A 25,714-nucleotide genomic window follows, 5' to 3' on the forward strand; every position below is an offset into this window, starting at 1 on the left:
CCCACAGCCGCCGCCCGCTCGACGGCAGCGCTCGCCGCCAGCCTGGCGACGGCCCGTCAGCAGCCCTCCGTCAGCCCGCCAGCAGCTCTGCCTCGGTCACCGGATCGATCCCCGTCCGCGGCCGGTCGGCGCGCTGCGGCGCCGTACCGCCGAGTTCACACAGCCATGCCCAGGTGTCGGCGACCGTCTCCTCGACCGGCCGACAGCGCAGCCCTGTTCCGTACGCCTTCTCGCAACCGCTCCGGTGGGTGGAGTCGTACAGCTCCCCCGGCGGGAGCCAGACCGGCAGATCGGTCCAGGGTTCAACGCCCGCCGCGAGGATCCGTCCGGCGTCGGTCCAGCGCAGCTCGGCATGGGAACCGGTGGCGCGCACACAGGCGTTCAGCAGTTCGCCCATCGTGGTGTGGCCGGGGCGGCTGATCAGGTTGTACGGGCCGCTCAGCCCTCTTCCGGAGGCGTCCAGCAGCCAGGCGGCGAGGTCGCGCACGTCGATGTACTGGAGGGCCAGGTCCGGTGTGCCGGGCGCGAGCACGAGGCCGCCGCGGCCGATCCGGGTCAGCCACCACGGCAGCCTGCCGACGTTCTCCCAGGGGCCGATGATCAACCCGGCGCGGACGAGGAGCGCCCGGTCCCCGAAGGCGTCCAGCGCGGCCAGTTCGCCGCCGCGCTTGGCCAGGGCGTACGGGACGTCACCGCCGGCGTCCGGCGAGGCGCCCTCCACCAGCGGACCGTCCTCGGACTGGCCCGCCGGTGCCGGGTAGTCGTACACCGAACGGCTGGAGACGTACGTGTACCGCGCGGCCCGGCCGGACAGCAGGCGCGCCGCGTCCCGTACCGCCGAGGGCGCGCCGCTCCAGGTGTCGACCACCAGGTCCCAGGCGAAGGATCCGTCGTCCGGCCCCGCGGCCCCGGCAAGCGCGGCAAGGCCGCCCTCCGCGGTGCGGTCGCCGAACAGCTCGGCCACTCCGGGCGGGGGCGCGTGACGGCCGCGGTGGAACACCGTGACCTCCCAGCCGCGTGCGAGCGCGGCCTCGGTGACAGCCCTGCCGACGAATTCCGTACCACCCAGCATCAGAAGCCTCATGCCCCGACTCTGCCCGCCCGCGCCCCGTTCCGGGACGGCCCTCGCTCTCGGCTGAAATCACCCCGGAGCGGCTCGGGGCTGAGGAGTTGGGCCCGGCTCGGGCGTTCCCGGGCGCGCCGGCACCACCGGACGACGGAGCCCGTCCCCGCCGCGGGCCCGGACGACCGGATACCGCGGGCCCGGACGGCCGGATCGGTGATCAGGCCCGGACGGCCTCGGCACTCGGACCCGGACGGCCGGATCGGCGCTCAGGCCCGGGCGAGCGGGCTGCGGTGGCGCACCAGCCACTGGTGGTAGCAGCCCGCCCGCCGGGCCGCCTCGCGGTAGGCCGCCTCCAGTTCCCCGTACACCACCGTCATGTCGGCGCCCGGACGGGAGACCAGGAGCAGCCGGACGGCGAGCGGGTCGTCGCGCAGCGGGCGGATCGCCATGTCGTCGCGGGGGCCCGAGGTGGGCTGGCAGGGCGCCACGGCCTCGCCGAGGACGACGAGTGAGGCGGCGGTGAGGTAGTCGCCGTGCAGCACGGTCGGCGCGACGCCCGCGGCGCCGAACACCCGGCGCAGACCGTCCCATTCACCATCCACCGTGGGGTCGACCATCCACCGGTCGGAGGCCAGGTCGGCCAGGTCGACGACGGGCAGCGCGGCCGCCGGATGGTCGCGCGCCATGGAGACGAACTGCGGCTCACGGTCCAGCAGAACGCGCTGTTCCAGACCGTCGGGCACGGGCAGCGGGCAGCCCTCCACCTCATGCACGAAGGCGACGTCGAGCCTCCCCTCCGCGACCGCGCGCAGGAGCGCGCGGGCCGAGACGTCGACCCGCAGCGAGATGTCCGTACCGGGCAGCCGGAGCCGCAGCCCGCGCAGCCAGCTGCCGATGACCCGGCTGGCGGTGCAGCCGATCCGCAGGTGCGGCCCGCCGGACCGGGCCGCGTCCGCCTCCGCCTTCGCGTCGGTGACCAGCGCGCTCATGCCCTCGACCAGGGGGCGGGCCCTGCTCAGGACGGCGCTGCCCAGCGGGGTGGGGCGGCAGCCGGTGCGTTCGCGGCTGAACAGTTCGGCGCCCAGGGCGTTCTCGATGCGGCGCAGCTGGGTGGTGAGCGAGGGCTGACTGACGCCCAGTCTGCGGGCCGCCCGGTGCAGGCTGCCGGTCTCGGCGATGGCGCAAAGCGCCCTGAGGTGCCTCACCTCAAGCTCCATACCGCCGAGGGTATGGCGGCGGAGTCACGCCGCACCAGACGCCCGAACGCCATCAAATCACGTCAATTCACCGGCTGTTGGGGTGATGGACATCCGGGGTGCGCTCGCGGTCTCCGGGGCGGCGATAGGGCGGCGCTATCACCGGTTGACATCATCCGCGCGGAGCCGTGTTCGCCGAGACTCGCTGCGTACCAACCCCGTCCGCGTCCGCTGACCGGACGGGGTCCCCCTGGCAGGCAACCGGCAGGAGACCCCCCATGAGACACCCCAGGACCGTCATGTCGGCCGTGATCGGCCTCGGCTTCGGCCTCGCCGCCGCGCTGGGCACCGCCCCGGCGATCGCCACCGCCGCCCCGGCGCCCGTCGCTCCCCCCGCATCCGCCTCGGCCGCCCACTCCGCGTACACCTCGCACTCCGGGTCGCACGAGAGCGCGGCCGCCAACAAGGCGTTCTTCGAGGCGGTAACGAAGTCGGTGGCCGAGAAGCGGGCCGCCAACCCGGGCGTGCAGGCCGTCACCATCGTCTACAGCACCACCAACGCGCCGAGCTTCCGTACGCAGATATCCAACAGCGCGCAGATCTGGAACAGCTCGGTCTCCAACGTCCGGCTGCAGGAAGGCTCCAACGCCGACTTCGCCTACTACGAGGGCAACGACCCGAGCGGCTCGTACGCGAGCACCGACGGTCACGGCAACGGCTACATCTTCCTGGACTACGCGCAGAACCAGCAGTACGACTCCACCCGCGTCACCACGCACGAGACCGGGCACGTCCTCGGCCTGCCGGACCACTACTCGGGCCCGTGCAGCGAGCTCATGTCCGGCGGGGGCCCCGGCACCTCGTGCACCAACCCCTACCCGGACGCCAATGAGCGGAGCCAGGTGAACTACCTCTGGCAGAACGGCTTCGCGGCCGCGCTCGCCCGCAGCGGGTCCTGACCGAACGGTGGGGCCGCCTCGCAGGACGGGGTGGCCCCACCGCACCACCGCACGCCCCGGCCCACGTCATCAGGCGGCGGACACCGGCCGGAGCCACCCGATGGCGCGCAGCCGCGACCGGCCTCGGCGGCGCCCTCCGGCGGCACACGCCCTGGGCACACGCCCCTGGGCACACGCCCTTGGCACACACCGTTGGCACACACCGCAGGCCGTCATCCGGCGGCGAACTCGGTACGTACGAGGGTCAGGATCTCGTCCTCCGTCATACCGAGTCCGCGCGCCTCCCCGACCATCTCGCGCACGCGCTCCAGCAGCCGGGCCCGGTGCGGGGAGGCGCCGTCGGCGACGACCGCGCCCCGGCCGCGACGCAGTTCGATCAGCCCTTCCTCGCGCAGCCGCTGATAGCCGCGCAGGACGGTGTGCACATTGACCCCGAGCGATTCGGCGAGGACGCGGGCCGCGGGCAGGCGTTCGCCGGGGGCCACCGCCCCGTCGGCGACAGCTCGGCGCACACAGGCCGCGATCTGGTCGCCGAGCGGCACGGTGGAGGTGGGGTCGACCCTGAAGAGCATGGTCAGTGTTCCGTTCGGCGCTGGTCGATCAGGGTGTTGAGGAGCGCGGCTGCGGTGGCCGAGTCGTCGACCGTCACCGCGAAGTCCCGGCCGCCGGCCAGCCGCGCCACGATCCCCTCACCGGTACGGATCATGACGCCGGTACGTCCCGGCCGGATCCGGTACCCCCAGCCCCCGTACTCGGCGAGCGGCCTGATGTCCCGGCTGGACGCCGCCTCGATCCGGGCGAGCGGAACGTGGACACGCGGCCACGGCAGCATCCCGGAGACGGTGATCCCCCGCCGGTCCACGGCCACGGACGGACGAGCGAAGCTCATCAGGAACAGGCCGACCAGGAGAGCCGGAACCGCGGCTGCCCAGCCCACGGCGAACAGCAGGACCACCCCTCCCGCACAGACCAGGACCGCCAGCAGCAACAGCCACCGGTTCCCGGCACTGCGCGCCCACCCCGCGACCTCCCCGTCGGCCAGCGCGATCCGCTCGCCGTCCCCGTCCACACCGTCCGTCGTCGGCGGGTCCGGTACGGGAAGGAGTGCGGCAGGCAGCAGCCCCACCCCGAAGGCGAGCGCGGCGACCCCCAGCGCGGCGGCGAGGTGCCACATCGGCAACGAGACGTCCTGGGTGCGGCCCTGCGCGTCCTGGACGGCGTCGACGTTGATGAGCATGACCACCGCCATCAGGTAGCCGAGGAACCCGGCGACGGCATACCCGCCGGCGACCATCCTCCTGAGCTCGCGGCCGTAGAACCGTCCCCTGGCGGTCATCAGGGTCCACAGTGTGCCGATGCCGACGAGCAGCACCGCGGTGACGACGACGTACGCGGTCCGGCTCATGTAGTCGTCGGCCCGGCCGCTGCCGGAGAAGTGGCTGGCCAGCTGGGCGGGCAGACGGTCACGACGCGTGGCGAAAAGGATCAGGTCGACGCCGAGGGCGAGCAGGAACGGCAGGGCGGTGAGACCCGCGCGGCCCATGTTCTTACGGTTCATTAAAACCTCCTTGTTCGCATGCTAGTAGAACAATGAGGCTGCGGCAAAGCCGTCTCCCGGCAACGCACCGCCGAGGTGAGGGGTGTGAGGGGTGTGAGGGGGTGACGGGCCCGATGGGGCGACGGGGCGACGGGGCGCCGAGGTGGCAACAGAGAGGAACCGGCCCGACGGTGTCGCTCCGTCGGGCCGGTTCGGATATCGGGTGGGCGGGGTACCGGGTGGGCCGGGTTCATGTGCTCCGGAGCGGGCCGGCGCTCCGGCCGGCCGGCCCAGTCAGCCCGTCGGCCGGTCAGGCCGTTTCGAGCGGGAACGCGCCTCGGTGGCCGGTGCCCGCGCCCGCCTCCGGGCGCGGTTCGAACTCGCGGCAGCTCCAGATCTCCTGGACGAATCCGCTGCGCCGGTCCCACAGGTCGAGGACATCGCCCTCACCTGCCGCCCCGCGGTAGGCCTCCTTGGCCCCCCGGAAGCAGGCGAGGCCGCCGGAGAGCCCACGACCGGGTGCCGGGAAGTAGTCCGAGAAGGCGCACGCGATGCACGTCCGGAGCCGGATTCCGGGCGGAAGGGACCGCTGGATGGTGGCGAGCGCGGACCCGAAGTCGCTCTCCGCCCGGTGCGACCGGAAGGCCGCACCGCCGTACCGCAGCTCCAGATAGAGATACGGGTCGGGCCTGCGCAGCGACAACAGGCAGCTCAGCGTGGCCTGATGGACCGCGCCGTCCGCGGTGACGGGGAACGGCAGGTCCCATTCCAGGACGCAGTCGTTGAGCGCCCCGTCCACGAGGGCGAACACTCCGCTCTCCGGCCGCGCACCCGCCGCCGGGCGCAGTCCGTCGAAGCTCTCGCCCTCGAAGTCGACGCCCCTGACGCGAAGCCGGAGTTGCTGTCCGTCGGTGGTGAGGATGACGGCATCGGAGCCCTGTCGGTCCCGGTACCACCCTGCCCACGACTCATCTGTCATGGGCACGGACTGTAGCCCGTGGCTCGGACACTCCCCGTGCCGCCCTCCACTTCGCCGCCCCGCCCCTGTGACCTCGGCCGATCTCCGCTCCACTCCCGCCCGGCTCCCTCCGCTCCCGCCCGGCTCCTCTCCGCCCCCCTCCCGACTCTCCCCCTCCCCCCGTCCCGCCCCCTCCCCCGTCCTCCCCCGCCCGGCTCCCGCCCTCCCTCACCGGCCGGCGTTCCGACGGCGCGGAACCCGCGTTCAGTGCGTCCGGCGCGTGACGAACTCCGCCAGCGCCAGGAGATCGCCCGCCGCCGACAGGTCGGGCACGGCCCGGGACAGGTGGTGCACCGCGCGTGCCATCCGGTCCGCGGCACCGGCCTGGGCCCAGTCGCGGCCGCCCGCCCGGTCCACGGCGTCGGATGCGCGGACCACCTCACGGGACGTGTTCATGGGGCCCCGGTAGAGAGCGGCGAGCTCCGCCGCCGCCGGGGTCCCCGAGGTCAGCGCCGCGACCACGGGCAGCGACTTCTTGTGCGCGAGGAGGTCGGCGCCGACCGGCTTCCCGGTCCGGGCGGGGTCGCCCCAGATACCGATCAGATCGTCGATGAGCTGGAAGGCGATTCCGGCCTCCCTGCCGAAGCCGTCCATCGCGCCGACCGCACGCTCGTCCGCGCCCGCGTAGAGCGCGCCCAGCGCGCAGGCACAGCCCAGCAGCGCACCCGTCTTCGCCATCGCCATGGTGAGGCACTCGTCCAACGAGACTTCGTCCGGCCCGAGTTCCTCGAACGCGCAGTCCGCCTGCTGACCCGCGCACAGCTCGATGACACAGGTGGAGAGCCGGGCCGAGGCACGGGCCGACACCGCGCGAGCGTCCTCGGCGAGGAGCCGCTGCGCGAGGGCGAGCATGGCATCGCCCGCGATGACCGCGTCCGGGATGCCGAAGACCGTCCAGGCCGTGGCCCGGTGGCGGCGGGTGCGGTCCTCGTCGATGACATCGTCGTGCAGCAGGGTGAAGTTGTGGGCCAGTTCCACGGCGACGGCCGCCCGCACGGCCTCCTTGGGGTCGCCGCCGAGCGCCCTGGCGGTGGCGAGGACGAGTGCGGGCCTGATCGCCTTTCCGGCCCCGCCCTCGGCAGGTCTGCCGTCGGCGTGCTGCCAGCCGAAGTGGTACATCGCCACGCGCCGGATCGACCCCGGCAGCGAGGCGACCGCGGCCCGCAGATGCGGATCGACGAGGGTCCGGGTGTACTCCAGGAGCGCCGCGGCCTCATTGCCCTCGGTGGCGGCGGCGTCGGTATGGGTCATGGTCAAGGGGTCACCCCGGTCGTTGCCGTTCCCGGCCCCGGTGGCTGTCGCCCCGGGGCCGGGGACGTGGGTGGTCGCTCTGTGTGCGCCGGTCGCGGCCGGAGGGGTCCCGGACCCGGCGGGCCCGGGACCCCGTGGACTCACCGCCAGCGGCTGACCTCGACGTTCTCCAGGACACCGAGGGCGTCCGGGACCAGCACGGCCGCGGAGTAGTAGGCCGTCACGAGATAGGAGATGATCGCCTGCTCGTCGATCCCCATGAAGCGGACCGACAGGCTGGGTTCGATCTCGTCCGGGATGCCCGTCTGCTGGAGGCCGATGACGCCTTGTTCGTCCTCGCCGGTCCTCATGCAGATGATCGACGTGGTGCGGGCCTCGGTGACCGGGATCTTGTTGGACGGGAAGATCGGGACCCCGCGCCAGGCCGGCACATGGTGACCGCCGACGTCCACGCTCTCCGGCACCAGACCGCGCTTGTTGCATTCGCGGCCGAAGGCGGCGATCGCCCGGGGGTGGGCGAGGAAGAGCTTCGATCCACGGCGGCGCGACAGCAGTTCGTCCATGTCGTCCGGGGTGGGCGCCCCGTCGTGCGGCTGGAGCCGCTGCCCGTAGTCGCAGTTGTTGAGCAGCCCGAACTCCCGGTTGTTGATGAGCTCGTGCTCCTGGCGCTCGCGCAGCGCCTCGACCGTGAGCCGCAACTGCTGCTCGGTCTGGTTCATCGGCTGGTTGTAGAGGTCGGCGACCCTGCTGTGGACCTTCAGCACGGTCTGGGCGACGCTCAGTTCGTACTCGCGGGGCGCGGACTCGTAGTCCACGTACGTGTGCGGGACGACGGCCTCGCCCACATGGCCGGCGGACAGGTCGATCTCCGCCTCGCCGTACCTGTTGGTGCGCTGCTGCGGAATCGCGAGCAGCCCGGCAAGATGGGTGCTCAGCGATTCGGCCCGCTCGGCGAGGTTGAGTACATCCGACCGCGAAAGCGTCAGCACCGTGCACGCCGTGACGGCGCGGGCCGTGTACTCCCAGAGGGCATCGCCCTCGGTCAGGGAGTGGTCACCGAAGTAGGCCCCGTCCGCGTGGACCCCGAGCACCGTCTCGTCCCCGTAGGGCCCGGTGCCGACCTTCTCGACCTTCCCGTGCGCCAGCAGAAAGACCCGGTCCGCCGCCTCTCCCGCCGTCGCCAGGAGCTGCCCGGCGGGAATCTCGCGCTGCTCGCACCGCCTGGCCAGCTCGGCCAGCACCTCCTCGTCCCCGAAGTCCCTCAGGGCCGGAAGTTCGCCGAGCTCGGCAGGGATGACCGAGACCCGGTCGCCGGTCTGCACGAAGGTCACCCTGCCGTCCCCGACCGAGTAGCTCAGCCGGCGGTTCACACGGTAGGTGCCGCCCTGCACCTGGACCCACGGAAGCATCTTCAGCAGCCACCGTGAGCTGATCTCCTGCATCTGCGGAGCGGACTTGGTGGTCGTCGCGAGGTTCCGCGCGGCTGCCGTGCCCAGACTCTGCCTCGGCGGCACCTGCGCGTCCTGAACCTCTTCACCAACGGACATCTGTCGTCCTCTCGATTCATCGACTGACCTGCGAGAGGAACCTTTCAGCACGCGCGCTCGGCACGCCATTACACAAAAGAGTGTGACTAATCAGGCTTTGGGTTGGGCACCACGTTGTGCGATGCGCATCAGCCCGAATAATTTGCATACGGAATGCGCATTCACTTACCGTGACCGTCATGCGGCTCACGAAATTCACGGACGTGGCCCTGCGTGTACTGATGCGTCTCGCCGTCGTGGAGAGCGAGGATCCGCCGACCACCCGGGAGGTGGCGGCGACCATGCGGGTGCCGTACACACACGCCGCCAAGGTCGTGGCCCGCCTCCAGCACCTCGGCCTGGTCGAGGCGCGACGGGGCCGGGGCGGCGGACTCTCCCTCACCACCGCCGGACGCTCCGCCTCCATCGGCGGGCTCGTCCGCGAGCTGGAGGGCCCCGGCGACGTCGTCGAGTGCGAGGGCGCCACCCCGTGCCCGCTGCGGTCGGCCTGCCGGCTGCGCAACGCCCTGCGCGCGGCGTCGGAGGCCTTCTACGCCTCGCTGGACCCGCTGACCGTCGCCACACTGGTCTCCTCGCCCACCGGCCCCCTGCTGCTCGGCATCAGCAGCGGACCGCCGGCCGACGACTGAACCACCCCCCGCCGCACCGGGCCCACGGCCCGGTTCCTACACTGCTCTTAAATGCGCATCTCAGATGCCAATTATGAATCCGAGGAGTTAACGATGCTCTCCGAGCCGTCGACCGCCACCGTCCGTGCCACCCTGCCCGCCGTCGGCGCGGCCATCGGGGACATCGCCGATCTCTTCTACCGCAAGCTCTTCGACGCCCACCCGGAGCTGCTGCGCGACCTGTTCAACCGCGGCAACCAGGCCTCCGGCGCCCAGCGTCAGGCGCTCGCGGGCTCCATCGCCGCGTTCGCGACCCAGCTGGTCGAGCACCCCGGCACCCGCCCCGACGTCATGCTCGACCGCATCGCGCACAAGCACGCCTCGCTCGGCGTCACGGCTGCCCAGTACGACGTCGTGCACACCCATCTGTTCGCCGCCATCGCCGAAGTGCTCGGCGACGCGGTGACCCCCGAGGTCGCCGCCGCCTGGGACGAGGTCTACTGGCTGATGGCCAACGCGCTGATCGCCATCGAGGAGCGGCTGTACGCGCAGCAGGGTGTCGTCGCCGGTGACGTGTGGCGCGCGTGGGAGGTGGTCTCCCGTACCGAGGAGACGGCGGACGTCGCCACGTTCCGGATCCGCCCCGCCGACGGCTCGCCCGCCCCCGCCTTCCGCCCCGGCCAGTACGTGTCCGTACAGGTGGAACTCCCCGACGGCGCCCACCAGATACGCCAGTACAGCCTCTCCTCCGCCCCCGGTTCGGCGGTTCGCTCGTTCACCGTCAAGCGGGTGCACGGCGACGGCGCCCCCGACGGCGAGGTCTCACGGCACCTGCACGCCCGGGTCGGGGCCGGCGACCGGCTCCGGGTCTCGGCCCCGTACGGCGACCTCGTACTCAAGTCCACCGACGCCCCGCTCCTGCTCGCGTCCGCGGGCATCGGCTGCACCCCGATGCTGTCGATGCTGGAGCACCTCGCGGACTCCGGGCACCGCGCACCGGTGACCGTGGTGCACGGCGACCGCTCCCCCGCCGACCACGCGCTGCGCGCCGAGCATGTCAGGTTCACCGCCGGACTCCCCGACGCCGAGGCGCACTTCTGGTACGAGACCCCCGCACCCGGCCACCCGGCGGACCGCACCGGCCTGGTCGACCTGACCGGAGTGGTGATCCCGTCCGGCACCCACGCCTACCTCTGCGGCCCGCTGCCCTTCATGCGGGCCGTGCGCACCCAGCTGCTCGCCAAGGGGGTACCCGCGGCCGACATCCACTACGAGGTGTTCGGCCCCGACCTGTGGCTCGCCCAGGACTGAACCTGCCCGTCGCTGGCCGGGATTTGACCGAATCGGCTCGCACAGCGCCCGAACAGGGCCCCGGAATCACTCCGTGACTGGTCCGGGGCCCCGTGCGTCGGGTACAAGCGCTGTACGGACGTACTCCCCCCACGCACGAAGGAGTCGGTCATGTCCTCACCCATGTCCGCGAGCGCCTTTCTCGACGCCCTCAAGGACGAAGGCCTCACCGTCGTCCAGGTCGGCGACTGGCGTACTCACAACCGCAACCACAAGGGCCCCTGGGGACCGGTCAACGGCGTGATGATCCATCACACCGCCACCAGGGGCACCGCCGCGACCGTCCGGATGTGCCGCGACGGCCACACCGCGCTGCCGGGGCCGCTGTGTCACGGCGTCATCGCCAAGGACGGCCGGGTCCACCTCGTCGGCCACGGACGGGCCAACCACGCCGGAATGGGCGACGACGACGTGCTGCGCGCCGTCATCGCCGAGAAACGCCTCCCGTCGGACAACGAGGCCAACACCGACGGGAACCGGCACTTCTACGGCTTCGAGTGCGAGAACCTCGGCGACGGCGAGGACCCCTGGCCCGCCGCCCAGCTCGAAGCCATCGAGAAGGCCGCGGCCGCGGTCTGCCGCCACCACAAGTGGAACTCCAGGTCCGTCATCGGCCACCGGGAGTGGCAGCCGGGCAAGATCGATCCGCTCGGCTTCTCGATGACCTCCATGCGGGCACGGATCCAGGACCGCCTGAAGTAGTCCGGGACCCGCACCGGCCCCAGCGCGGCCCTGACCCGGGCCGCGCCCCGCACCCGCCCGGAGCGCGGCCACAATGGAGCCATGTCCTCCACGCCCGCCGACGCGCTCGGCCTCTCCCGCCTGCGGCCGGTACTCCCCTCGCCCCTGCGGCCGGCCGAGGACGAGCGCTTCGCCCGTCACGGCGTGACGCTGCTCCTCAAGCGCGACGACCTGATCCACCCGGACCTGCCGGGCAACAAATGGCGCAAGCTCGCCCCGAACCTCCGCGCCGCCGCCGGCCGCCCCGTGCTGACCTTCGGCGGCGCGTACTCCAACCATCTGCGGGCCACCGCGGCGGCGGGCCGGCTGCTGGGCTTCCGCACCGTCGGCGTCGTCCGGGGTGACGAACTCGCCCACCGCCCGCTCAACCCCTCGCTCGCCCGGTGCGCGGCCGACGGCATGCGGCTGCACTTCATGGACCGGCGGACGTACCGCGCCAAGGCCGATCCCCAGGTCCTGGCGGGCCTGCTGAGCACCTACGGGGAGTGCGAGGTGATCCCGGAGGGCGGCAGCAACGCTCCGGCCGCACACGGCTGCACAGCGCTCGGGCACGAGCTGCGCGGAGCCGCCGACGTGGCGGCCGTGGCCTGCGGTACCGGCGGCACCCTCGCCGGTCTCGCCGCGGGGCTGGCGACGGGACAGCGCGCCCTCGGCATCCCGGTCCTGCGCGGCGGCTTTCTGGGGGACACCGTGCGAAACCTCCAGCGGGAGGCGTTCGGCGGCCCGGCCGGCACCTGGTCGCTCGACGACCGCTTCCACTTCGGCGGGTACGCCCGCACCACCCCCGCGCTCCACGCCTTCGCCGACGACTTCGAGGACCGCCACGGACTGCCGGTCGAACGGCTCTATGTGGCCAAACTCCTGTACGCGCTGACCGCACTGGCCCAGGAGGGCGCGTTCCCCGCCGGGACCACCCTCGCGGCCGTCGTCACGGGGCGCCCGGACGAACCCCCTCGGGATCAGCCGTCCGACTCCTCCCGGTAGGCGGCCGCCTCCTCCAGGTCGAGACGCCTGAGCAGGGTCCGCATCATCTCGTCGTCGATGCTGCGCTCGTCCCGCAGCCGCACGAAGACCTCGCGCTCGGCCTCGATCATCTCGCCGGCCAGCCGCCGGTAGGTCTCGTCCGCCGATTCCCCCGTCACCGGATTGGCCGCACCGAGCCGTTCCCATACGGCGTTGCGGCGCCGCTCCAGGACGGTGCGCAGCCGGTCGGTGAGCGGCTGGGGCAGGCTGTTGCGCCGGTCGGCCAGCAGCTCCTCCAGGCGCGCCTCGGCGGCCGCGGACGCCGTGCTCTGGGCCTGCGCCTCGGCAAGCGTCTCGGCGTGCCGGTCGCGGCCCGGAAGCTTCAGGACCTTCACCATGACGGGCAGCGTGAGCCCCTGGACGACCAGGGTGCCGATGACCGTGGTGAACGTCAGGAACAGCACCAGGTTGCGCGCGGGGAACGCCTCGCCGTCGCTCGTGACCATCGGGATGGAGAAGGCGATGGCGAGCGAGACGACGCCGCGCATCCCGGCCCAGCCGACGATCAGCGGAGAGGTCCAGTTGGTCTCGGGTTCGCGTTCCCTGATGCGTTGCGACAGCAGGCGCGGCACATAGGTCGCCGGGTAGACCCAGATGAACCGGACCACGACGACCACCAGGAACACCGCCACCGCGTACCAGAGCGCCTCGGTCACGGCGTACGTACCGAGCCCCTTCAGCACGAAGGGCAGCTGGAGGCCGATCAGAGCGAAGACGGCAGACTCCAGGATGAAGGCGACCATCTTCCAGACGGCGGCCTCCTGGAGCCTGGTGGCGAAGTCGACCTGCCAGGAACGGTGGCCCAGATAGAGCGCGACGACGACCACGGCGAGCACTCCGGAGGCGTGCACGTGCTCGGCGGCGGCGTAGGCCACGAACGGGATCAGGAGCGACAGGGTGTTCTGGAGCAGCGGCTCCTTCAGGTGCGTACGGAGCCAGTGCAGCGGAACCATGAGCACCAGGCCGACCCCGACACCGCCCACCGAGGCCAGCAGGAACTCGCCGATCCCGGCGCCCCAGCTCATGCCCTCGCCCACGGCCGCGGCGAGCGCCACCTTGTAGGCGGTGATCGCGGTCGCGTCGTTCACCAGGGATTCGCCCTGGAGGATCGTGGTGACCCGGGCGGGCAGGCCGACCCGGCGGGCGATGGCCGCGGCGGTCACGGCGTCCGGAGGGGCGATCACGGCGCCCAGCACCAGTGCCGCGGTGAGCGGCAGGTCCGGCACCAGCCGGTACGCCAGCCAGCCGACCGCGACGGTGGCGAACAGCACGTAGCCGACCGAGAGCAGGGCGACCGGACGGATATTGGCCCGCAGGTCCAGGTACGAACTGTCCACGGCCGCCGTGTAGAGCAGTGGCGGCAGCAGGAGCGGCAGCACGATGTGCGCGTCCAGCGTGTAGTCCGGCACCCCCGGCAGGTAGGCGCCGATCAGCCCGAGGGCCACCAGCAGCAGGGGGGCCGGCACCGGCGTCCTGCGGGCCAGACCGGCTGTCGCCGCACTGGCCGCGACCAGTGCCACCAGTGGCAATGCGTCCATCTCACGGTCCTCGCATCCGTCGTAACCTGGCCATCATGAGCGAGTGCCCGCATGTACCGGACCTGCCGCGCCCCGAACCCGCAGCCCTCTCCGGGACCTGTACCGAATGTCTGGCGGCGGGCACCAACCCCGTGCAACTGCGACTCTGCCTGACCTGCGGCCATGTCGGCTGCTGCGATTCGTCGCCCATGCGGCACGCCACGGGGCACTTCGAGGAGACCGGCCATCCGGTGATGCGGAGCTTCGAGGCCGGCGAGAGCTGGCGCTGGTGCTTCGAGGACGGTTCGATCGTCTGACGTCTGGGTACGTCAAACCGGCGCCTGTTGTTCGTAATTGACAGCCACAGACCTCTAGCCACTGTGTGTACTCATGGGTTTACCATGAGTGACAGTCATGGGTTGGGGTCCCGGCGACACGGCATCATGGATCGCGATAGCGTCGCCGGACCAAGAACCGAAGACGTACCACATGGCTCCGGGTGCCCCTTCCCGGATCCTCGAAGAGTTTGTGCCACCTTGGAGGTGAGGGTGTCCCAGATCGCAGGCGAGCCCGGGAATCAGGACTTCGTAGAGGTCCGGCTGCCCGCTGCGGGTGCCTACCTGTCGGTGCTGCGTACGGCCACGGCCGGCCTCGCAGCGCGTTTGGACTTCACTCTCGACGAGATCGAGGATCTTCGCATCGCGGTCGACGAGGCCTGCGCGATCCTGCTCCAGCAGGCCGTGCCCGGCTCCGTCCTCAGCTGCGTGTTCCGGCTCGTCGACGATTCTCTCGAGGTGACGGTTTCGGCCCCCACGACGGACGGCCGGGCGCCGGAGCGCGACACGTTCGCCTGGACGGTGCTCTCCGCACTGGCCGGAAAGGTCGACTCCTCGGTCGCCGCTGACCGTACGGTCAGCATCAGCCTGTACAAACAGCGCGGCGCGGGACCCGGGCCGGCGTGAGCAACGGGAACGGGGACGGTCCTGTGCGGGACGAGACGATCCGACCAGAGGTGGTGCGCTCAGCAGGCATCCCGGAACAGCAGGCCCTGCCTCATCCGGTGGACGGGGCGGGCGGGCCTGCCGGCATTACGGTCGCGGTGGAGCAGTCGCAGGCGGAGCGGGCAGGCCAGATGAGCGAGCACAGGCACCACGATCCACACGACCGCAGCGGGGCGCGGGCGTTGTTCATCGAGCTGGGCAAGCTCCCGGACGGCTCGCCCGAGAAGGCGGAGCTGCGCAACCGGCTGGTGCGCATGCACCTGCCGCTCGTGGAGCATCTGGCCCGGCGCTTCCGCAACCGCGGCGAGCCGCTGGACGATCTGACCCAGGTCGCCACGATCGGTCTGATCAAGTCGGTGGACCGCTTCGACCCGGAGCGCGGCGTCGAGTTCTCGACGTACGCGACACCCACCGTCGTCGGCGAGATCAAGCGGCACTTCCGCGACAAGGGCTGGGCGGTGCGTGTGCCGCGCCGGCTCCAGGAGCTGCGGCTGTCGCTGACCACGGCGACCGCGGAGCTCTCCCAGCAGCACGGCCGCTCACCCACGGTGCACGAACTGGCGGAGCGGCTCGGCATCTCCGAGGAAGAGGTCCTGGAGGGCCTGGAATCGGCCAACGCGTACAGCACGCTCTCGCTGGACGTGCCGGACACGGACGACGAGTCCCCCGCGGTCGCGGACACGCTCGGCTCCGAGGACGAGGCACTTGAGGGCGTCGAGTACCGGGAGTCGCTCAAACCGCTGCTGGAGGACCTGCCCCCCAGGGAGAAACGGATCCTGCTGCTCCGGTTCTTCGGCAACATGACCCAGTCGCAGATCGCGCAGGAGGTCGGCATCTCGCAGATGCACGTCTCGCGGCTGCTGGCCCGCACGCTGGCGCAGCTGCGCGAGCGGCTGCTCGTCGAGGAGTAGGCGAGGCCGCGGACGGCCGGACCGCGTTCATCCGGACCGTCCGGACGGTCCCCTTCCCCGTGACCGGCCGGACGGACCGCACCCCTCACCGGACCGGCGGACCGCCTTCGCCCCTGGCCGGGCGACGGCTGTCGGCTGCCCCGTCGGCCTCTCAGGCGTCGGCACTCCCCGTGTCGCCGGTCTCCGCGTCGGGCTTCGCGCCCGGCCGGCGGATGCCGAGCGCCTCGATGGTCGCCGGCCGCGCCAGCTGGTAGAGCGCGGTCAGCGACACCGCGGCGAGCACGATCCCGGCGGGGATCAGCACCCCGTGGGACCGCAGCAGAGTCCAGGCCACCGGGAGCGCGATGATCTGCGTGATGAGCGCGGGCCCGCGGCTCCAGCTGCGCCGCCGAAGCAGCCCGCGGGCGGCGAAGAGCGGGATCAGCCCCAGCGCGATCACCGTCAGGCCGCCCATTTCGGCCTGGGTGGGACTGTCGGGGCGGCCGAGCAGTCCCATGACCAGCATGTAGACACCACCGATGACCAGGGCCGCGCCTTCGAGGGCGCTGAGTCCGGCCACGAGCGTGATCCTGGCCGGCTTCGGCGGTTCGGCCAGGGGCGTCGACGAGGGCGCGTTCTGCTGAGTACTCACCCTTGCAGGTTGGCATCCCCGGCGCACGAAAGGGAAGCCGGGGTCGGAACACCGCAGGACCGCCCCGGCCGGCGCGCAGCCCATCGCACCGCACCGGTCCCATCACCCAGCGTGAAGGTGACCGGGCAGGACTTCAGGCCGATACCTCGCGGTAGGTAGTCTGGCGGTCATGCGCGCACTTCTTGTGGTCAATCCAGCTGCCACCACCACCAGTGCGCGGACCCGTGACGTGCTGATTCATGCACTGGCCAGCGAGATGAAGCTGGAGGCCGTGTCCACCGAGTACCGCGGACACGCCCGTGATCTGGGCCGGCGGGCCGCCGACAGCGACGACATCGATCTCGTGGTCGCGCTCGGTGGTGACGGCACGGTCAACGAGGTCGTGAACGGCCTGCTCCACAACGGCCCCGACATCGACAACCTGCCGAAGCTCGCGGTGGTTCCCGGCGGCTCCACCAATGTCTTCGCGCGCGCCCTCGGCCTGCCGAACGACGCGGTGGAGGCGACCGGCGCCATCCTGGACGCGCTGGCCAACCGCACCGAGCGCACCGTGGGGCTGGGCCTGGCGGCCGGCACCCCCGGCACGGAGGACGAATCGGTGCCGGAGCGCTGGTTCACCTTCTGCGCCGGCCTCGGATTCGATGCCGGAGTGATCGGCCGCGTCGAACAGCAGCGCGAGCGCGGCAAGCGTTCGACCCATGCGCTGTACGTACGCCAGGTGATGCGCCAGTTCCTGGAGGAGCCGCACCGGCGACAGGGGCTGATCACGCTCGACGTACCCGGCCAGGACCCGGTCACCGACCTCGCGCTCTCCATAATCTGCAACACGGCCCCCTGGACCTACCTGGGAAACCGGCCGATGTACGCCTCCCCGAAGGCATCGTTCGACACCGGCCTGGACGTCCTCGGCCTGCAGCGACTGTCCACCGCGGCCGTCACCCGGTACGCCACCCAGCTGCTCACTTCCAGCCCCGAGAAGGGCCCTCGCGGCAAGCACGCCGTTTCACTGCATGACCTCACGGACTTCACCTTGCATTCAAAGGCTCCACTGCCCTTCCAGATGGACGGTGACCACCTGGGGCTGCGTACGAGTGTGACGTTCACAGGCGTACGCCGTGCACTGCGTGTGATTGTGTGAGTGGAAGGGACCAAAGTCCTTTAACTCGAACGTTTGGACTGGCTTCCACCCTCTAGAAGTACGGCTGTGACCTAGCCGACACCGAGGAATCAAAAAAAACTTTCCAGAAGGGGTTGTATCCGTCGCCGAGGTTTGCGAATCTCTACATGGCGATCGGGACGGCCCGCAACAACGGCCTCCACTGAGAGCCAGAACCCCTCCTCACTGCACAGGACCACAACCAGTTCATCTGGGCGTAGGCCCGACATCTGCGGGGGGATTCGTGAAAGCGTTCACATTCACAAGCCACAGTACGTATACCAAGGAGAGGTAGCAGCCATGGACTGGCGTCACAACGCCGTTTGTCGTGAGGAAGACCCGGAGCTGTTCTTCCCCATCGGCAACACCGGTCCTGCGCTGCTGCAGATCGAGGAAGCCAAGGCCGTCTGCCGTCGCTGCCCCGTCATGGAGCAGTGCCTGCAGTGGGCGCTCGAGTCCGGCCAGGACTCCGGCGTCTGGGGTGGCCTCAGCGAGGACGAGCGCCGCGCAATGAAGCGCCGCGCCGCTCGCAACCGGGCGCGTAACGCAAGCGCCTGACCGACGCCACCGCGAACCTCAGCCAGGCGGCGCGTACAGAGCGTACGCATCACCCCGCCCCCCGAGTCGCAGCGCGCAGTACCCCCGAAGCGCATGCTTGACCAGAGAGCCCGGACCGTTCACCAACGGTCCGGGCTCTCTGCTGTACGCAGGTCCTACTTGTCGGCGCGGACCGGGATGTCGAGGACGACCTGAGTACCCCGCTCGGGTGCCGGCACCATGCCGAACGAGCCGCCCAGCTCGCCCGCGACCAGCGTCCGTACGATCTGGAGTCCCAGATTTCCGGCACGCTGGGGATCGAACCCCTCGGGCAGACCGCAGCCGTCGTCCTGCACGGTGATCAGCAGCCGGCCCTCGGTGGGCGAACCGCCACGCACCGCGGACACCTCGACCGTGCCCGTCTCGGCCACGCCGAACGCGTGCTCCAGGGCGTTCTGCAGCACCTCGGTGAGGACCATCGCCAGCGGTGTGGCCACTTCGGCGTCGAGAATGCCGAAGCGTCCCGTGCGCCGACAGGTGACCTTGCCCGGCGAGATCTCGGCGACCATGGCGATGACACGGTCGGCGATCTCGTCGAACTCCACCCGCTCGTCCAGATTCTGGGACAGCGTCTCATGGACGATGGCGATCGAACCGACGCGCCGCACCGCCTCGTTGAGCGCCTCGCGGCCCTGCGGGGAATCCATCCGGCGCGCTTGCAGGCGCAACAGGGCGGCAACCGTCTGGAGGTTGTTCTTCACCCGGTGGTGGATCTCCCGGATGGTGGCGTCCTTGGTGATCAACTCGCGCTCACGGCGGCGCAGTTCGGTGACATCACGCAGCAGCACCAGGGAGCCGATGCGGACCCCCTTGGGCTTGAGCGGGATCGCCCGGAGCTGGATCACCCCGCCCGCGCACTCCACCTCGAACTCACGGGGGGCGTATCCGCTGGCGAGTTTGACGAGTGCTTCGTCCACCGGGCCCCGGGAGGGCGCGAGTTCGGCGGTGATCCCGCCGAGGTGCTGTCCGACCAGGTCGGAGGCGAGGCCGAGGCGGTGGTAGGCGGAGAGGCCGTTGGGGCTGGCGTACTGGACGACCCCGTCGGCGTCGAGACGGACCAGCCCGTCGCCGACCCGGGGCGAAGCGTCCATGTCGACCTGCTGGCCGGGGAACGGGAAGGCGCCGGCCGCGATCATCTGGGCCAGGTCGGAGGCCGACTGGAGGTAGGTGAGCTCCAGCCGGGACGGCGTGCGGACCGTGAGCAGGTTGGTGTTGCGCGCGATGACGCCCAGGACGCGGCCCTCCCTGCGTACGGGGATCGACTCGACCCGTACGGGAACCTCCTCGCGCCACTCCGGGTCGCCCTCGCGCACGATCCGGCCCTCGTCCAGCGCCGCGTCCAGCAGCGGACGGCGGCCGCGCGGGACGAGGTGGCCGACCATGTCGTCCTGGTAGGAGGTGGGGCCGGTGTTGGGGCGCATCTGGGCCACGGACACGTAACGGGTACCGTCACGCGTGGGAACCCACAGGACGAGGTCGGCGAAGGACAGGTCGGAGAGCAGTTGCCACTCCGAGACCAGCAGATGAAGCCACTCGAGGTCGGTGTCGCTCAGGGCGGTGTGCTGGCGGACGAGGTCGTTCATGGAGGGCACGGGTGCGAGCGTACCTGTGGATGTGCGCAGGTTTCGAACCGGACGTCCCACCCGCACGTGCAGGAAGAAGGGCTGGAATTCACCGGGCGCCATGGATGGACACGGTGAATGGTCTAGTCCACAATGCTCAGTACAGAGCCTCCGCTCTCCCCGCACAGGAGAGCGGAACGAGATACCCGCGCTCTCTGCCCTGACTGCGCCGGTGTCTCTCCCCCGGCCGGGGGCACCGCACACCGCCGGCCGGAACGATCGCCCGTAGCGGGCGGTCCTGCTCCGGGCTGCGGTGCTGGTCGGGCTGAGGGTCCCGGCCCGGCGCCGCGGCCCGCGGGTTTTTCCGGGGCGGACCACACGCCCCTCAGTGGGTTTCGGTGACCTTCGCGAGCGCGCGCGGCGCGTCCGGGTCCTGGCCCCGGGCGATGGTCACCTCGTACGCCAGCATCTGCAGCGGCAGGATCTCCAGGATCGGCTGCACCTCCTCCGCGACGCCGGCCGTCGGCAGCACGAAGCCCGCGGAGGCCGCTTCCACCTGGGCCTTGGGGCCGACCACGAAGAGGTCCGCCCCTCGCCCCCGCAGCCGGTCCAGCACCGGCTGGAGGGCCTCGCCGCCCCGGCCGTCGGTGACCACGGCGATCACCGGGGAGATGTTGTCGACCATGGCGAGCGGACCGTGCAGCAGATCGGCTCCCGAGTAGGCCAGAGCGGGGATGTAGCTCGTCTCCATCAGCTTCAGGGCGGCTTCCTTGGCCGTGGGATAGCCGTAGCCGCGCGAGGTGATGACCATCCGCTCGGCGAAGCGGTAGCGGGACGCCAGGGCCCTGACCTCGCCCCTGCGGGCCAGGACCGCCTCGGCGAGCTCCGGCAGGATCGCCGCCGCCGCGCCGTCGCCGCCACGCAGGCCCTCCACGAAGAGGTACAGCGACAGCAGCGAGGCGGTGTACGTCTTGGTGGCGGGCAGGGCCTTCTCCGGCCCCGCCAGGATGTCGATGTGGTACTCGGAGACCGCGGCGAGCGGCGAGTCCGGGCTGTTGGTCACCGCCAGCGTCACGGCCCCGGCCTCCCTGGCCGCCCTGGTCGACGCCACCAGGTCGGGCGATCCGCCGGACTGGCTCACGGTGATGACCAGGACGTCCCTGAGGTCCGGCTTCGCCCCGTACGCGGTGGTCGTGGACATCGAGGCCAGACCGCAGGGCAGGCCCATCGTGATCTCCAGCAGGTACTTCGCGTAGAGCGCGGCGTTGTCCGACGTGCCCCGGGCCGTGAGCAGGACGAAGCGCGGCTTCCTGGCGGCGATCTCGGCGGCAACCGCCCGGACGGCGGGCGCCCCCCGGTCGAGGATGCGGCGGAGCATTCCGGGCTGCTCGGCCATCTCGCCGGACATGATCCGGCCCCGCTGCTCACCCTCGCCGGCCGGGTACGTGGCGGACATGTCTGGAGCCTCCCGGGGGTGTCACGATGCGTCGGTCAAGTCGAACACGGCGCACCGGGGACCCGCCAGCGGACAGCCTCCCGGCCCCGCCGCACCCGCGCTTCCGGAAACGTGTCCCCGATGGGCAGCCGTGGGCCGTGTCCGGGGGCGCGGCGTCTGCTAGATTGACCTTAGATTGGTCTATACCACATATCTTCACTTCAGATCGGCAGGCCCCGCGTGGAAGTTGTCATCGTCCCGGACGCCAAGGCAGGCGGCGAACTGATCGCAGGGGCCATCGGCGCCCTGCTCAGCCGTAAGCCCGACGCCCTTCTCGGCGTTGCCACCGGCTCGACCCCGCTGCCCATCTACCAGGCGCTGGCGGACAAGGTCCGCTCCGGCGCCGTGGACGCCTCGCGCGCCCGCATCTGCCAGCTCGACGAGTACGTGGGGCTGCCGGCGGGCCACCCGGAGTCGTACCGCTCCGTGGTGCTGCGCGAGGTCGTCGAACCGCTCGGGCTCTCCGAGGCGTCGTTCATGGGCCCCGACGGCTCCGCCGAGGACGTCCAGGCCGCCTGCGAGGCGTACGACAAGGCGCTCGCCGAGGCCGGCGGCGTGGACCTCCAGCTGCTCGGCATCGGCACGGACGGGCACATCGGCTTCAACGAGCCGTGCTCCTCGCTCGCCTCGCGCACCCGGATCAAGACGCTGACCGAGCAGACCCGGGTCGACAACGCGCGCTTCTTCGACGACGACATCGCGCAGGTGCCGCACCACGTCATCACCCAGGGCATCGGCACGATCCTGGAGTCCCGCCACCCGATCCTGCTCGCGACGGGCGAGGGCAAGGCCGACGCCGTGGCGCAGACGGTCGAGGGCCCGATCGCCTCGATCGTGCCCGCGTCGGCGCTGCAACTGCACCCGCACGCGACGGTCGTGGTCGACGAGGCCGCCGCGTCCAAGCTGAAGCTGGCGGACTACTTCCGCGCCACGTATGCGGCGAAGCCGCTGTGGCAGGGCATTTAGTCTCCGTACGTACGCGGGAGGGCCGGGACACCGTGTGGTGTCCCGGCCCTCCCGCGTGTGCGGGGCCCCTCATGTGTGCGGGGCCGTCCCGCCGGACGTGTCCGTCCTCGATCGCCGGACGGGCCCGACCGGGCCGGGGATGGGCCCGGACGGGCTCGACCGGGCCCGGGCCGACGGGTTTTCCCGGGCCGGGAGCGGGCCGGCCCGGGAGGGGCGCGTCAGTGGCCGGCGATGACCTCTGCCGCTGCCAGGCCGCAGACCCTGGCCGCGCCGTGGGTGGCGATGTGCAGGGCGCCCCTGGGTTCGGCCTGGGGGACGCCCATCTCGACCACGATCGTGTCCGGACGCGCCGCGAGCACCTCGTCGAGGGCCTCGGTCATCCACGGGTGGCGGTGCGCGTCGCGGACGACCGCGACGATGCGCCGCTCCCCCGCGGCCCGCAGCACGGCGGCCGCGGGCGCCTCGGTCTCGCCGCTGTAGGTGTCGGTCCCGGTTCCGGGCACCAGCCGGGCCAGTTCGGCGGCGACGCCCCACGGGGTCTCGTCGCCGACCGCGATGTTCGCGACCGGGGTGAGCGCGGCGACGTAGGCGGGCCCGGTGAGGGGGCCGGCCGTACCGGTCACCTTCACCGCACGGCGTGCGGCGGTCAGACCGACGTCCGAGCCGATGCCCGTGCTGTCTCCGGTGCCGGGCGCGATCCCCTCCTGCACTGCCGCGCCCGGCTCCGTGACAGCCCCCCTGGCCCGCTGCGTCCAGGACGCGAGGGCCCGTACCCGGGCGGCGGCGTCCGCCAGCCGCTCCTCGGGCAGTTCACCGGTACGGACCGCCGCGACCAGCGCGTCGCGCAGCCGCAGCACGGTGGCCTCGTCCTCGAGACCGCCGCCGACGCAGATCGCGTCGGCGCCCGCGGCGATGGCGAGGACGGAGCCGCGCTCGATTCCGTACGTCGCGGAGATGGCCTGCATCTCCATGCCGTCCGTGACGATCAGGCCGTCGTAGCCCAGTTCGTCGCGCAGCAGACCAGTGAGGATCTGCGGGCTCAGCGTCGCCGGGCGGTGCGGGTCGAGCGCCGCGAGCAGGATGTGCGCGCTCATCACCGACTTGGAACCCGCCGCGATGGCCGCCCGGAAGGGCACCAGCTCACGGGCGTGCAGGGTCTCCAGGTCCACATCGATGCGGGGCAGCGCGTGGTGCGAGTCGACCGCGGTGTCGCCGTGCCCCGGGAAGTGCTTGGTGCAGGCGGCCACCCCGGCGGCCTGGAGGCCCTCGACGTAGGCGGCGGTGTGGCGGGCGACCAGGTGCGGGTCGGCGCCGAAGGACCGGACCCCGATGACCGGGTTGCCCGGGTTGGAGTTGACGTCCGCGGAGGGCGCCCAGTTGAGGTTGACGCCGCAGTCGGCGAGCCGTCGGCCCAGCTCCCGGGCGACGGCGCGGGTCAGTGCGACGTCGTCGACGTGGCCGAGCGCCAGGTTGCCGGGGAAGGACGAGCCGTGACGCACCTCCAGCCTGGTGACGTCGCCGCCCTCCTCGTCGATCGCGACGAGTACGTCGTCCCGCTCGGCGCGGAGCTGCGCGGTGAGCGCGGCAAGCTGCTCGGGCGTGACGATGTTGCGGCCGAAGAGACCGACGGAGGAGAGGCCTTCGCCGACCCGGCGCAGCAGCCAGTCCGGCGCGGTGGTGCCGGTGAAGCCCGGCTGCAGGACGGCGAGGGCGTCGCGGGTGACGGTGTCCGTGGTGGAGGTGAGGATGGTCATGGGAGGCGTTATCCCTTCACGGCGCCGTCGGTGAGACCGCTGACGGCCTTACGCTGCAGGAAGACGAAGAGGATCAGGATCGGGACCGCGAAGATCGAGGCCGCCGCCATGGTGGCACCCCAGTCGTCGCCGAACTGGCTCTGGAACTGGGAGAGCCACAGCGGCAGCGTCTTGGCCTCGGGATCCTTGTTGAGGATCAGGACGAGCGGGAATTCGTTCCACGCCGTGATGAAGCCGAAGAGCGAGGTGGCCATCAGACCGGGGGCGAGCAGCGGCAGGATCACCTTGACGAACGCCTGCGGGCGGCTGCACCCGTCGACCATGGCGGACTCCTCCAGCTCCTTGGGCACGGCGGCGACATAGCCGCGCAGCGTCAGGATGGTGAAGGGCAGCACCATGACCATGTAGAAGAGGGTCAGCGGCACCAGGCTGTTGAGCATGTCCGCGTCGCGGACCAGCATGTAGATCGCGATGACCATGACCTCCCACGGGGCCATCTGCGCGATCATGAAGACCAGGATCATGCTCTTGCGGCCCTTGAACCGCATCCGCGCGAGCGCGAACGACGCGAAGAGCGCGATGATCAGCGAGAACACGACGGCGCACACCGTGACGGTCAGCGAGTTCCTGACCAGAGTGAGGAAGTCCGGCGCGTTGTACGCGGTCTTGAAGTGCTCGAACGTGACGTCGGTCGGGAACCAGACCGGTGTCTCGGTGATGATGTCGCCGGTCGGCTTGAACGCCGTGGTGAACATCCAGTAGACGGGGAAGACCAGGGCGGCGAAGAGGACGATCGCCGTTGCGTTGGGCCAGATGCGGCCGAGCAGGGAGCGCTTCACAGCTCGTCCTCCTCTTGCTTGAGAACGATGCGGAGGTAGTACGAAGTCAGCCCCAGCATGATCAGGATGGTGAGCAGCGAGATGGCGGCGCCCATACCGTAGTGCTGGTTGCCGACCCCTTCGACGAAGGCGTAGATCGGCAACGTCTCCGTGAGGCGGTTGGGGCCGCCCTCATTGATGGTGAAGATCTGCGGGAACGCCTTGAACACCCAGATGACTTCGAGGAAGGTCGTGGCGTAGAGGAAGGGCCGCATGAAGGGGAAGGTCACCGAGGTGAAGCTCTTCCAGACGCCGGCTCCGTCGAGCGAGGCGGCTTCGTACAGTTCCTTGGGGATGGTCGTGGTGGCGGCGTAGAGGTTGATCGCCACGAACGGGATCGACTGCCACACGATGAGCAGCGTGACCACGAAGAAGGTCGAGAGCTGTGAACCCGTCCAGTTGTAGTCGGCCATGGAGTGGAAGCCGACCTTGTCGAGCACGTAGTTCACGACGCCGAAGCGTGAGGCGAAGAGCCACTGGTAGACCGTGGACGCCGCGATGACGGGCATGGCCCAGGCGAGCACGAGGCCCAGCATCAGGGTCAGCCGCATCTTCTTGCCGAGACGGGCGAGCAGCAGCCCGATCAGCGTGCCGAGCAGCATGATCAGTGCGACGTTGACACCGGTGAAGACGATCGTCCGGACGGTGACGCGCCAGAAGTCCTCACCGCCGAGGATCTCCTCGTAGTTCTTGAACCCGTTCCATTCGGTGACGTGCTGGATCAGCTGTCCCATGTTGAGGTTCTGGAACGACAGCATGCCGTTCTTCACCAGGGGATAGCCGAGGAGAACCGCCGTCACGGCGAGTGCGGGTACCAGGAGCAGGTAGGGGGCGATCCCCAGACCCGGCTTCTGCTTGCGTCCCCCGCCCCGAGCGGCGGGTGGTTTCCCGCCCTGTCCGCTGGCTGTGGCCGACTTCGCCACGTCCGACGGATTGGTGTGCACTGCCAT

General features: G+C 71.0%; 25 protein-coding genes. 11 read left to right on the forward strand and 14 right to left on the reverse strand.

The annotated features are described in order from the left end of the window. Positions 1-70: 70 nt before the first annotated feature. Both ACZ4LX_RS25380 and ACZ4LX_RS25385 read right to left on the reverse strand, forming a co-directional pair. Positions 71-1,072, reverse strand: coding sequence for an NAD-dependent epimerase/dehydratase family protein (locus ACZ4LX_RS25380; protein WP_467649166.1), 1,002 nt, complete (start codon positions 1,070-1,072; stop codon positions 71-73). Positions 1,073-1,332: 260 nt separating this feature from the next. Beyond that, positions 1,333-2,283: a LysR family transcriptional regulator gene (locus ACZ4LX_RS25385; protein WP_467649098.1), complete on the reverse strand. Its 951-nt coding sequence runs from the start codon at positions 2,281-2,283 to the stop codon at positions 1,333-1,335. A gap of 257 nt (positions 2,284-2,540) precedes the next feature. On the opposite strand from ACZ4LX_RS25385, the gene snpA reads away from it, so the two are divergent. Further along, complete coding sequence (gene snpA, locus ACZ4LX_RS25390; RefSeq protein ID WP_467649095.1) at positions 2,541-3,221, forward strand: snapalysin; 681 nt, start codon at positions 2,541-2,543, stop codon at positions 3,219-3,221. Positions 3,222-3,433: 212 nt separating this feature from the next. Here snpA and ACZ4LX_RS25395 read toward each other — a convergent pair whose 3' ends face one another. The 5 genes from ACZ4LX_RS25395 to ACZ4LX_RS25415 all read right to left on the reverse strand — a co-directional run bounded on the left by ACZ4LX_RS25395 (position 3,434) and on the right by ACZ4LX_RS25415 (position 8,574). Then, complete coding sequence (locus ACZ4LX_RS25395) at positions 3,434-3,793, reverse strand: GntR family transcriptional regulator (protein ID WP_467649091.1); 360 nt, start codon at positions 3,791-3,793, stop codon at positions 3,434-3,436. A 2-nt stretch (positions 3,794-3,795) separates the two neighbouring features. Further along, positions 3,796-4,779: a DUF1648 domain-containing protein gene (locus ACZ4LX_RS25400; RefSeq protein WP_467649088.1), complete on the reverse strand. Its 984-nt coding sequence runs from the start codon at positions 4,777-4,779 to the stop codon at positions 3,796-3,798. Positions 4,780-5,068: 289 nt separating this feature from the next. Further along, positions 5,069-5,737, reverse strand: coding sequence for a DUF6304 family protein (locus ACZ4LX_RS25405; protein WP_467649085.1), 669 nt, complete (start codon positions 5,735-5,737; stop codon positions 5,069-5,071). A gap of 243 nt (positions 5,738-5,980) precedes the next feature. Further along, positions 5,981-7,027 (reverse strand): family 2 encapsulin nanocompartment cargo protein polyprenyl transferase, encoded by a 1,047-nt coding sequence (locus tag ACZ4LX_RS25410; protein WP_467649080.1) that lies wholly within the window; start codon positions 7,025-7,027, stop codon positions 5,981-5,983. Between the two features lie 140 nt (positions 7,028-7,167). Continuing rightward, positions 7,168-8,574: a family 2B encapsulin nanocompartment shell protein gene (locus ACZ4LX_RS25415; RefSeq protein WP_467649077.1), complete on the reverse strand. Its 1,407-nt coding sequence runs from the start codon at positions 8,572-8,574 to the stop codon at positions 7,168-7,170. A gap of 179 nt (positions 8,575-8,753) precedes the next feature. Here ACZ4LX_RS25415 and ACZ4LX_RS25420 point away from each other — a divergent pair, with 179 nt between their 5' ends. The 4 genes from ACZ4LX_RS25420 to ACZ4LX_RS25435 all read left to right on the forward strand — a co-directional run bounded on the left by ACZ4LX_RS25420 (position 8,754) and on the right by ACZ4LX_RS25435 (position 12,257). Next, a complete protein-coding gene (locus tag ACZ4LX_RS25420) occupies positions 8,754-9,203 on the forward strand; it encodes an RrF2 family transcriptional regulator (protein WP_467649074.1) in 450 nt (149 codons plus the stop codon). 93 nt (positions 9,204-9,296) lie between these two features. After that, positions 9,297-10,493: a globin domain-containing protein gene (locus ACZ4LX_RS25425; protein WP_467649163.1), complete on the forward strand. Its 1,197-nt coding sequence runs from the start codon at positions 9,297-9,299 to the stop codon at positions 10,491-10,493. Positions 10,494-10,643: 150 nt separating this feature from the next. Continuing rightward, positions 10,644-11,234 carry an N-acetylmuramoyl-L-alanine amidase gene (locus ACZ4LX_RS25430; protein ID WP_467649071.1) on the forward strand — a complete coding sequence of 197 codons (591 nt, stop codon included), beginning with the start codon at positions 10,644-10,646 and terminating at the stop codon, positions 11,232-11,234. An 81-nt stretch (positions 11,235-11,315) separates the two neighbouring features. Further along, positions 11,316-12,257 (forward strand): 1-aminocyclopropane-1-carboxylate deaminase/D-cysteine desulfhydrase, encoded by a 942-nt coding sequence (locus tag ACZ4LX_RS25435; protein ID WP_467649068.1) that lies wholly within the window; start codon positions 11,316-11,318, stop codon positions 12,255-12,257. On the opposite strand, the gene ACZ4LX_RS25440 is transcribed toward ACZ4LX_RS25435, so the two are convergent. Then, complete coding sequence (locus tag ACZ4LX_RS25440) at positions 12,233-13,834, reverse strand: Na+/H+ antiporter (protein WP_467649065.1); 1,602 nt, start codon at positions 13,832-13,834, stop codon at positions 12,233-12,235. The two genes, ACZ4LX_RS25435 and ACZ4LX_RS25440, sit on opposite strands and share 25 nt — an antisense overlap. Before the next feature lie 35 nt (positions 13,835-13,869). On the opposite strand from ACZ4LX_RS25440, the gene ACZ4LX_RS25445 reads away from it, so the two are divergent. The 3 genes from ACZ4LX_RS25445 (at position 13,870) to ACZ4LX_RS25455 (ending at position 15,725) form a co-directional block, all read left to right on the forward strand. Continuing rightward, a complete protein-coding gene (locus tag ACZ4LX_RS25445) occupies positions 13,870-14,130 on the forward strand; it encodes a UBP-type zinc finger domain-containing protein (protein ID WP_467649062.1) in 261 nt (86 codons plus the stop codon). 231 nt (positions 14,131-14,361) lie between these two features. Further along, positions 14,362-14,775: an ATP-binding protein gene (locus tag ACZ4LX_RS25450; RefSeq protein ID WP_275537014.1), complete on the forward strand. Its 414-nt coding sequence runs from the start codon at positions 14,362-14,364 to the stop codon at positions 14,773-14,775. After that, positions 14,772-15,725 carry an RNA polymerase sigma factor SigF gene (locus tag ACZ4LX_RS25455; RefSeq protein WP_467649058.1) on the forward strand — a complete coding sequence of 318 codons (954 nt, stop codon included), beginning with the start codon at positions 14,772-14,774 and terminating at the stop codon, positions 15,723-15,725. The genes ACZ4LX_RS25450 and ACZ4LX_RS25455 overlap by 4 nt, the downstream gene beginning before the upstream one ends. 151 nt (positions 15,726-15,876) lie before the next feature. Here the strand turns inward: ACZ4LX_RS25455 and ACZ4LX_RS25460 are convergent, their stop codons facing one another. Further along, positions 15,877-16,284, reverse strand: coding sequence for a hypothetical protein (locus tag ACZ4LX_RS25460; protein ID WP_467649160.1), 408 nt, complete (start codon positions 16,282-16,284; stop codon positions 15,877-15,879). 241 nt (positions 16,285-16,525) lie between these two features. Between ACZ4LX_RS25460 and ACZ4LX_RS25465 the strand changes: the two genes are divergently transcribed. Then, complete coding sequence (locus ACZ4LX_RS25465) at positions 16,526-17,494, forward strand: diacylglycerol/lipid kinase family protein (protein ID WP_467649055.1); 969 nt, start codon at positions 16,526-16,528, stop codon at positions 17,492-17,494. A 318-nt stretch (positions 17,495-17,812) separates the two neighbouring features. After that, entirely contained in the window at positions 17,813-18,070 is a 258-nt protein-coding gene (locus tag ACZ4LX_RS25470; RefSeq protein WP_003953983.1) for a WhiB family transcriptional regulator, read from the forward strand. 155 nt (positions 18,071-18,225) lie between these two features. Here the strand turns inward: ACZ4LX_RS25470 and ACZ4LX_RS25475 are convergent, their stop codons facing one another. Both ACZ4LX_RS25475 and ACZ4LX_RS25480 read right to left on the reverse strand, forming a co-directional pair. Next, positions 18,226-19,692 (reverse strand): sensor histidine kinase, encoded by a 1,467-nt coding sequence (locus tag ACZ4LX_RS25475; RefSeq protein ID WP_467649158.1) that lies wholly within the window; start codon positions 19,690-19,692, stop codon positions 18,226-18,228. 364 nt (positions 19,693-20,056) lie between these two features. Next, on the reverse strand, positions 20,057-21,127 hold the full coding sequence (locus tag ACZ4LX_RS25480) for an SIS domain-containing protein (protein ID WP_467649051.1): 1,071 nt from the start codon (positions 21,125-21,127) through the stop codon (positions 20,057-20,059). Positions 21,128-21,346: 219 nt separating this feature from the next. On the opposite strand from ACZ4LX_RS25480, the gene nagB reads away from it, so the two are divergent. Then, a complete protein-coding gene (nagB, locus tag ACZ4LX_RS25485) occupies positions 21,347-22,132 on the forward strand; it encodes a glucosamine-6-phosphate deaminase (protein WP_467649048.1) in 786 nt (261 codons plus the stop codon). 218 nt (positions 22,133-22,350) lie between these two features. On the opposite strand, the gene ACZ4LX_RS25490 is transcribed toward nagB, so the two are convergent. From ACZ4LX_RS25490 to ACZ4LX_RS25500, 3 genes are read right to left on the reverse strand one after another with little or no spacing between them, the layout of a single operon-like run. Further along, a complete protein-coding gene (locus ACZ4LX_RS25490) occupies positions 22,351-23,886 on the reverse strand; it encodes a glycoside hydrolase family 3 protein (RefSeq protein WP_467649045.1) in 1,536 nt (511 codons plus the stop codon). An 8-nt stretch (positions 23,887-23,894) separates the two neighbouring features. Further along, positions 23,895-24,725: a carbohydrate ABC transporter permease gene (locus tag ACZ4LX_RS25495; protein WP_467649042.1), complete on the reverse strand. Its 831-nt coding sequence runs from the start codon at positions 24,723-24,725 to the stop codon at positions 23,895-23,897. Continuing rightward, the gene (locus tag ACZ4LX_RS25500; RefSeq protein WP_467649039.1) at positions 24,722-25,714 is read right to left on the reverse strand and encodes a carbohydrate ABC transporter permease; all 993 of its coding nucleotides are present in this window, start codon (positions 25,712-25,714) and stop codon (positions 24,722-24,724) included. The genes ACZ4LX_RS25495 and ACZ4LX_RS25500 overlap by 4 nt, the downstream gene beginning before the upstream one ends.

It is taken from the genome of Streptomyces sp. NPDC026062 (assembly GCF_055568375.1).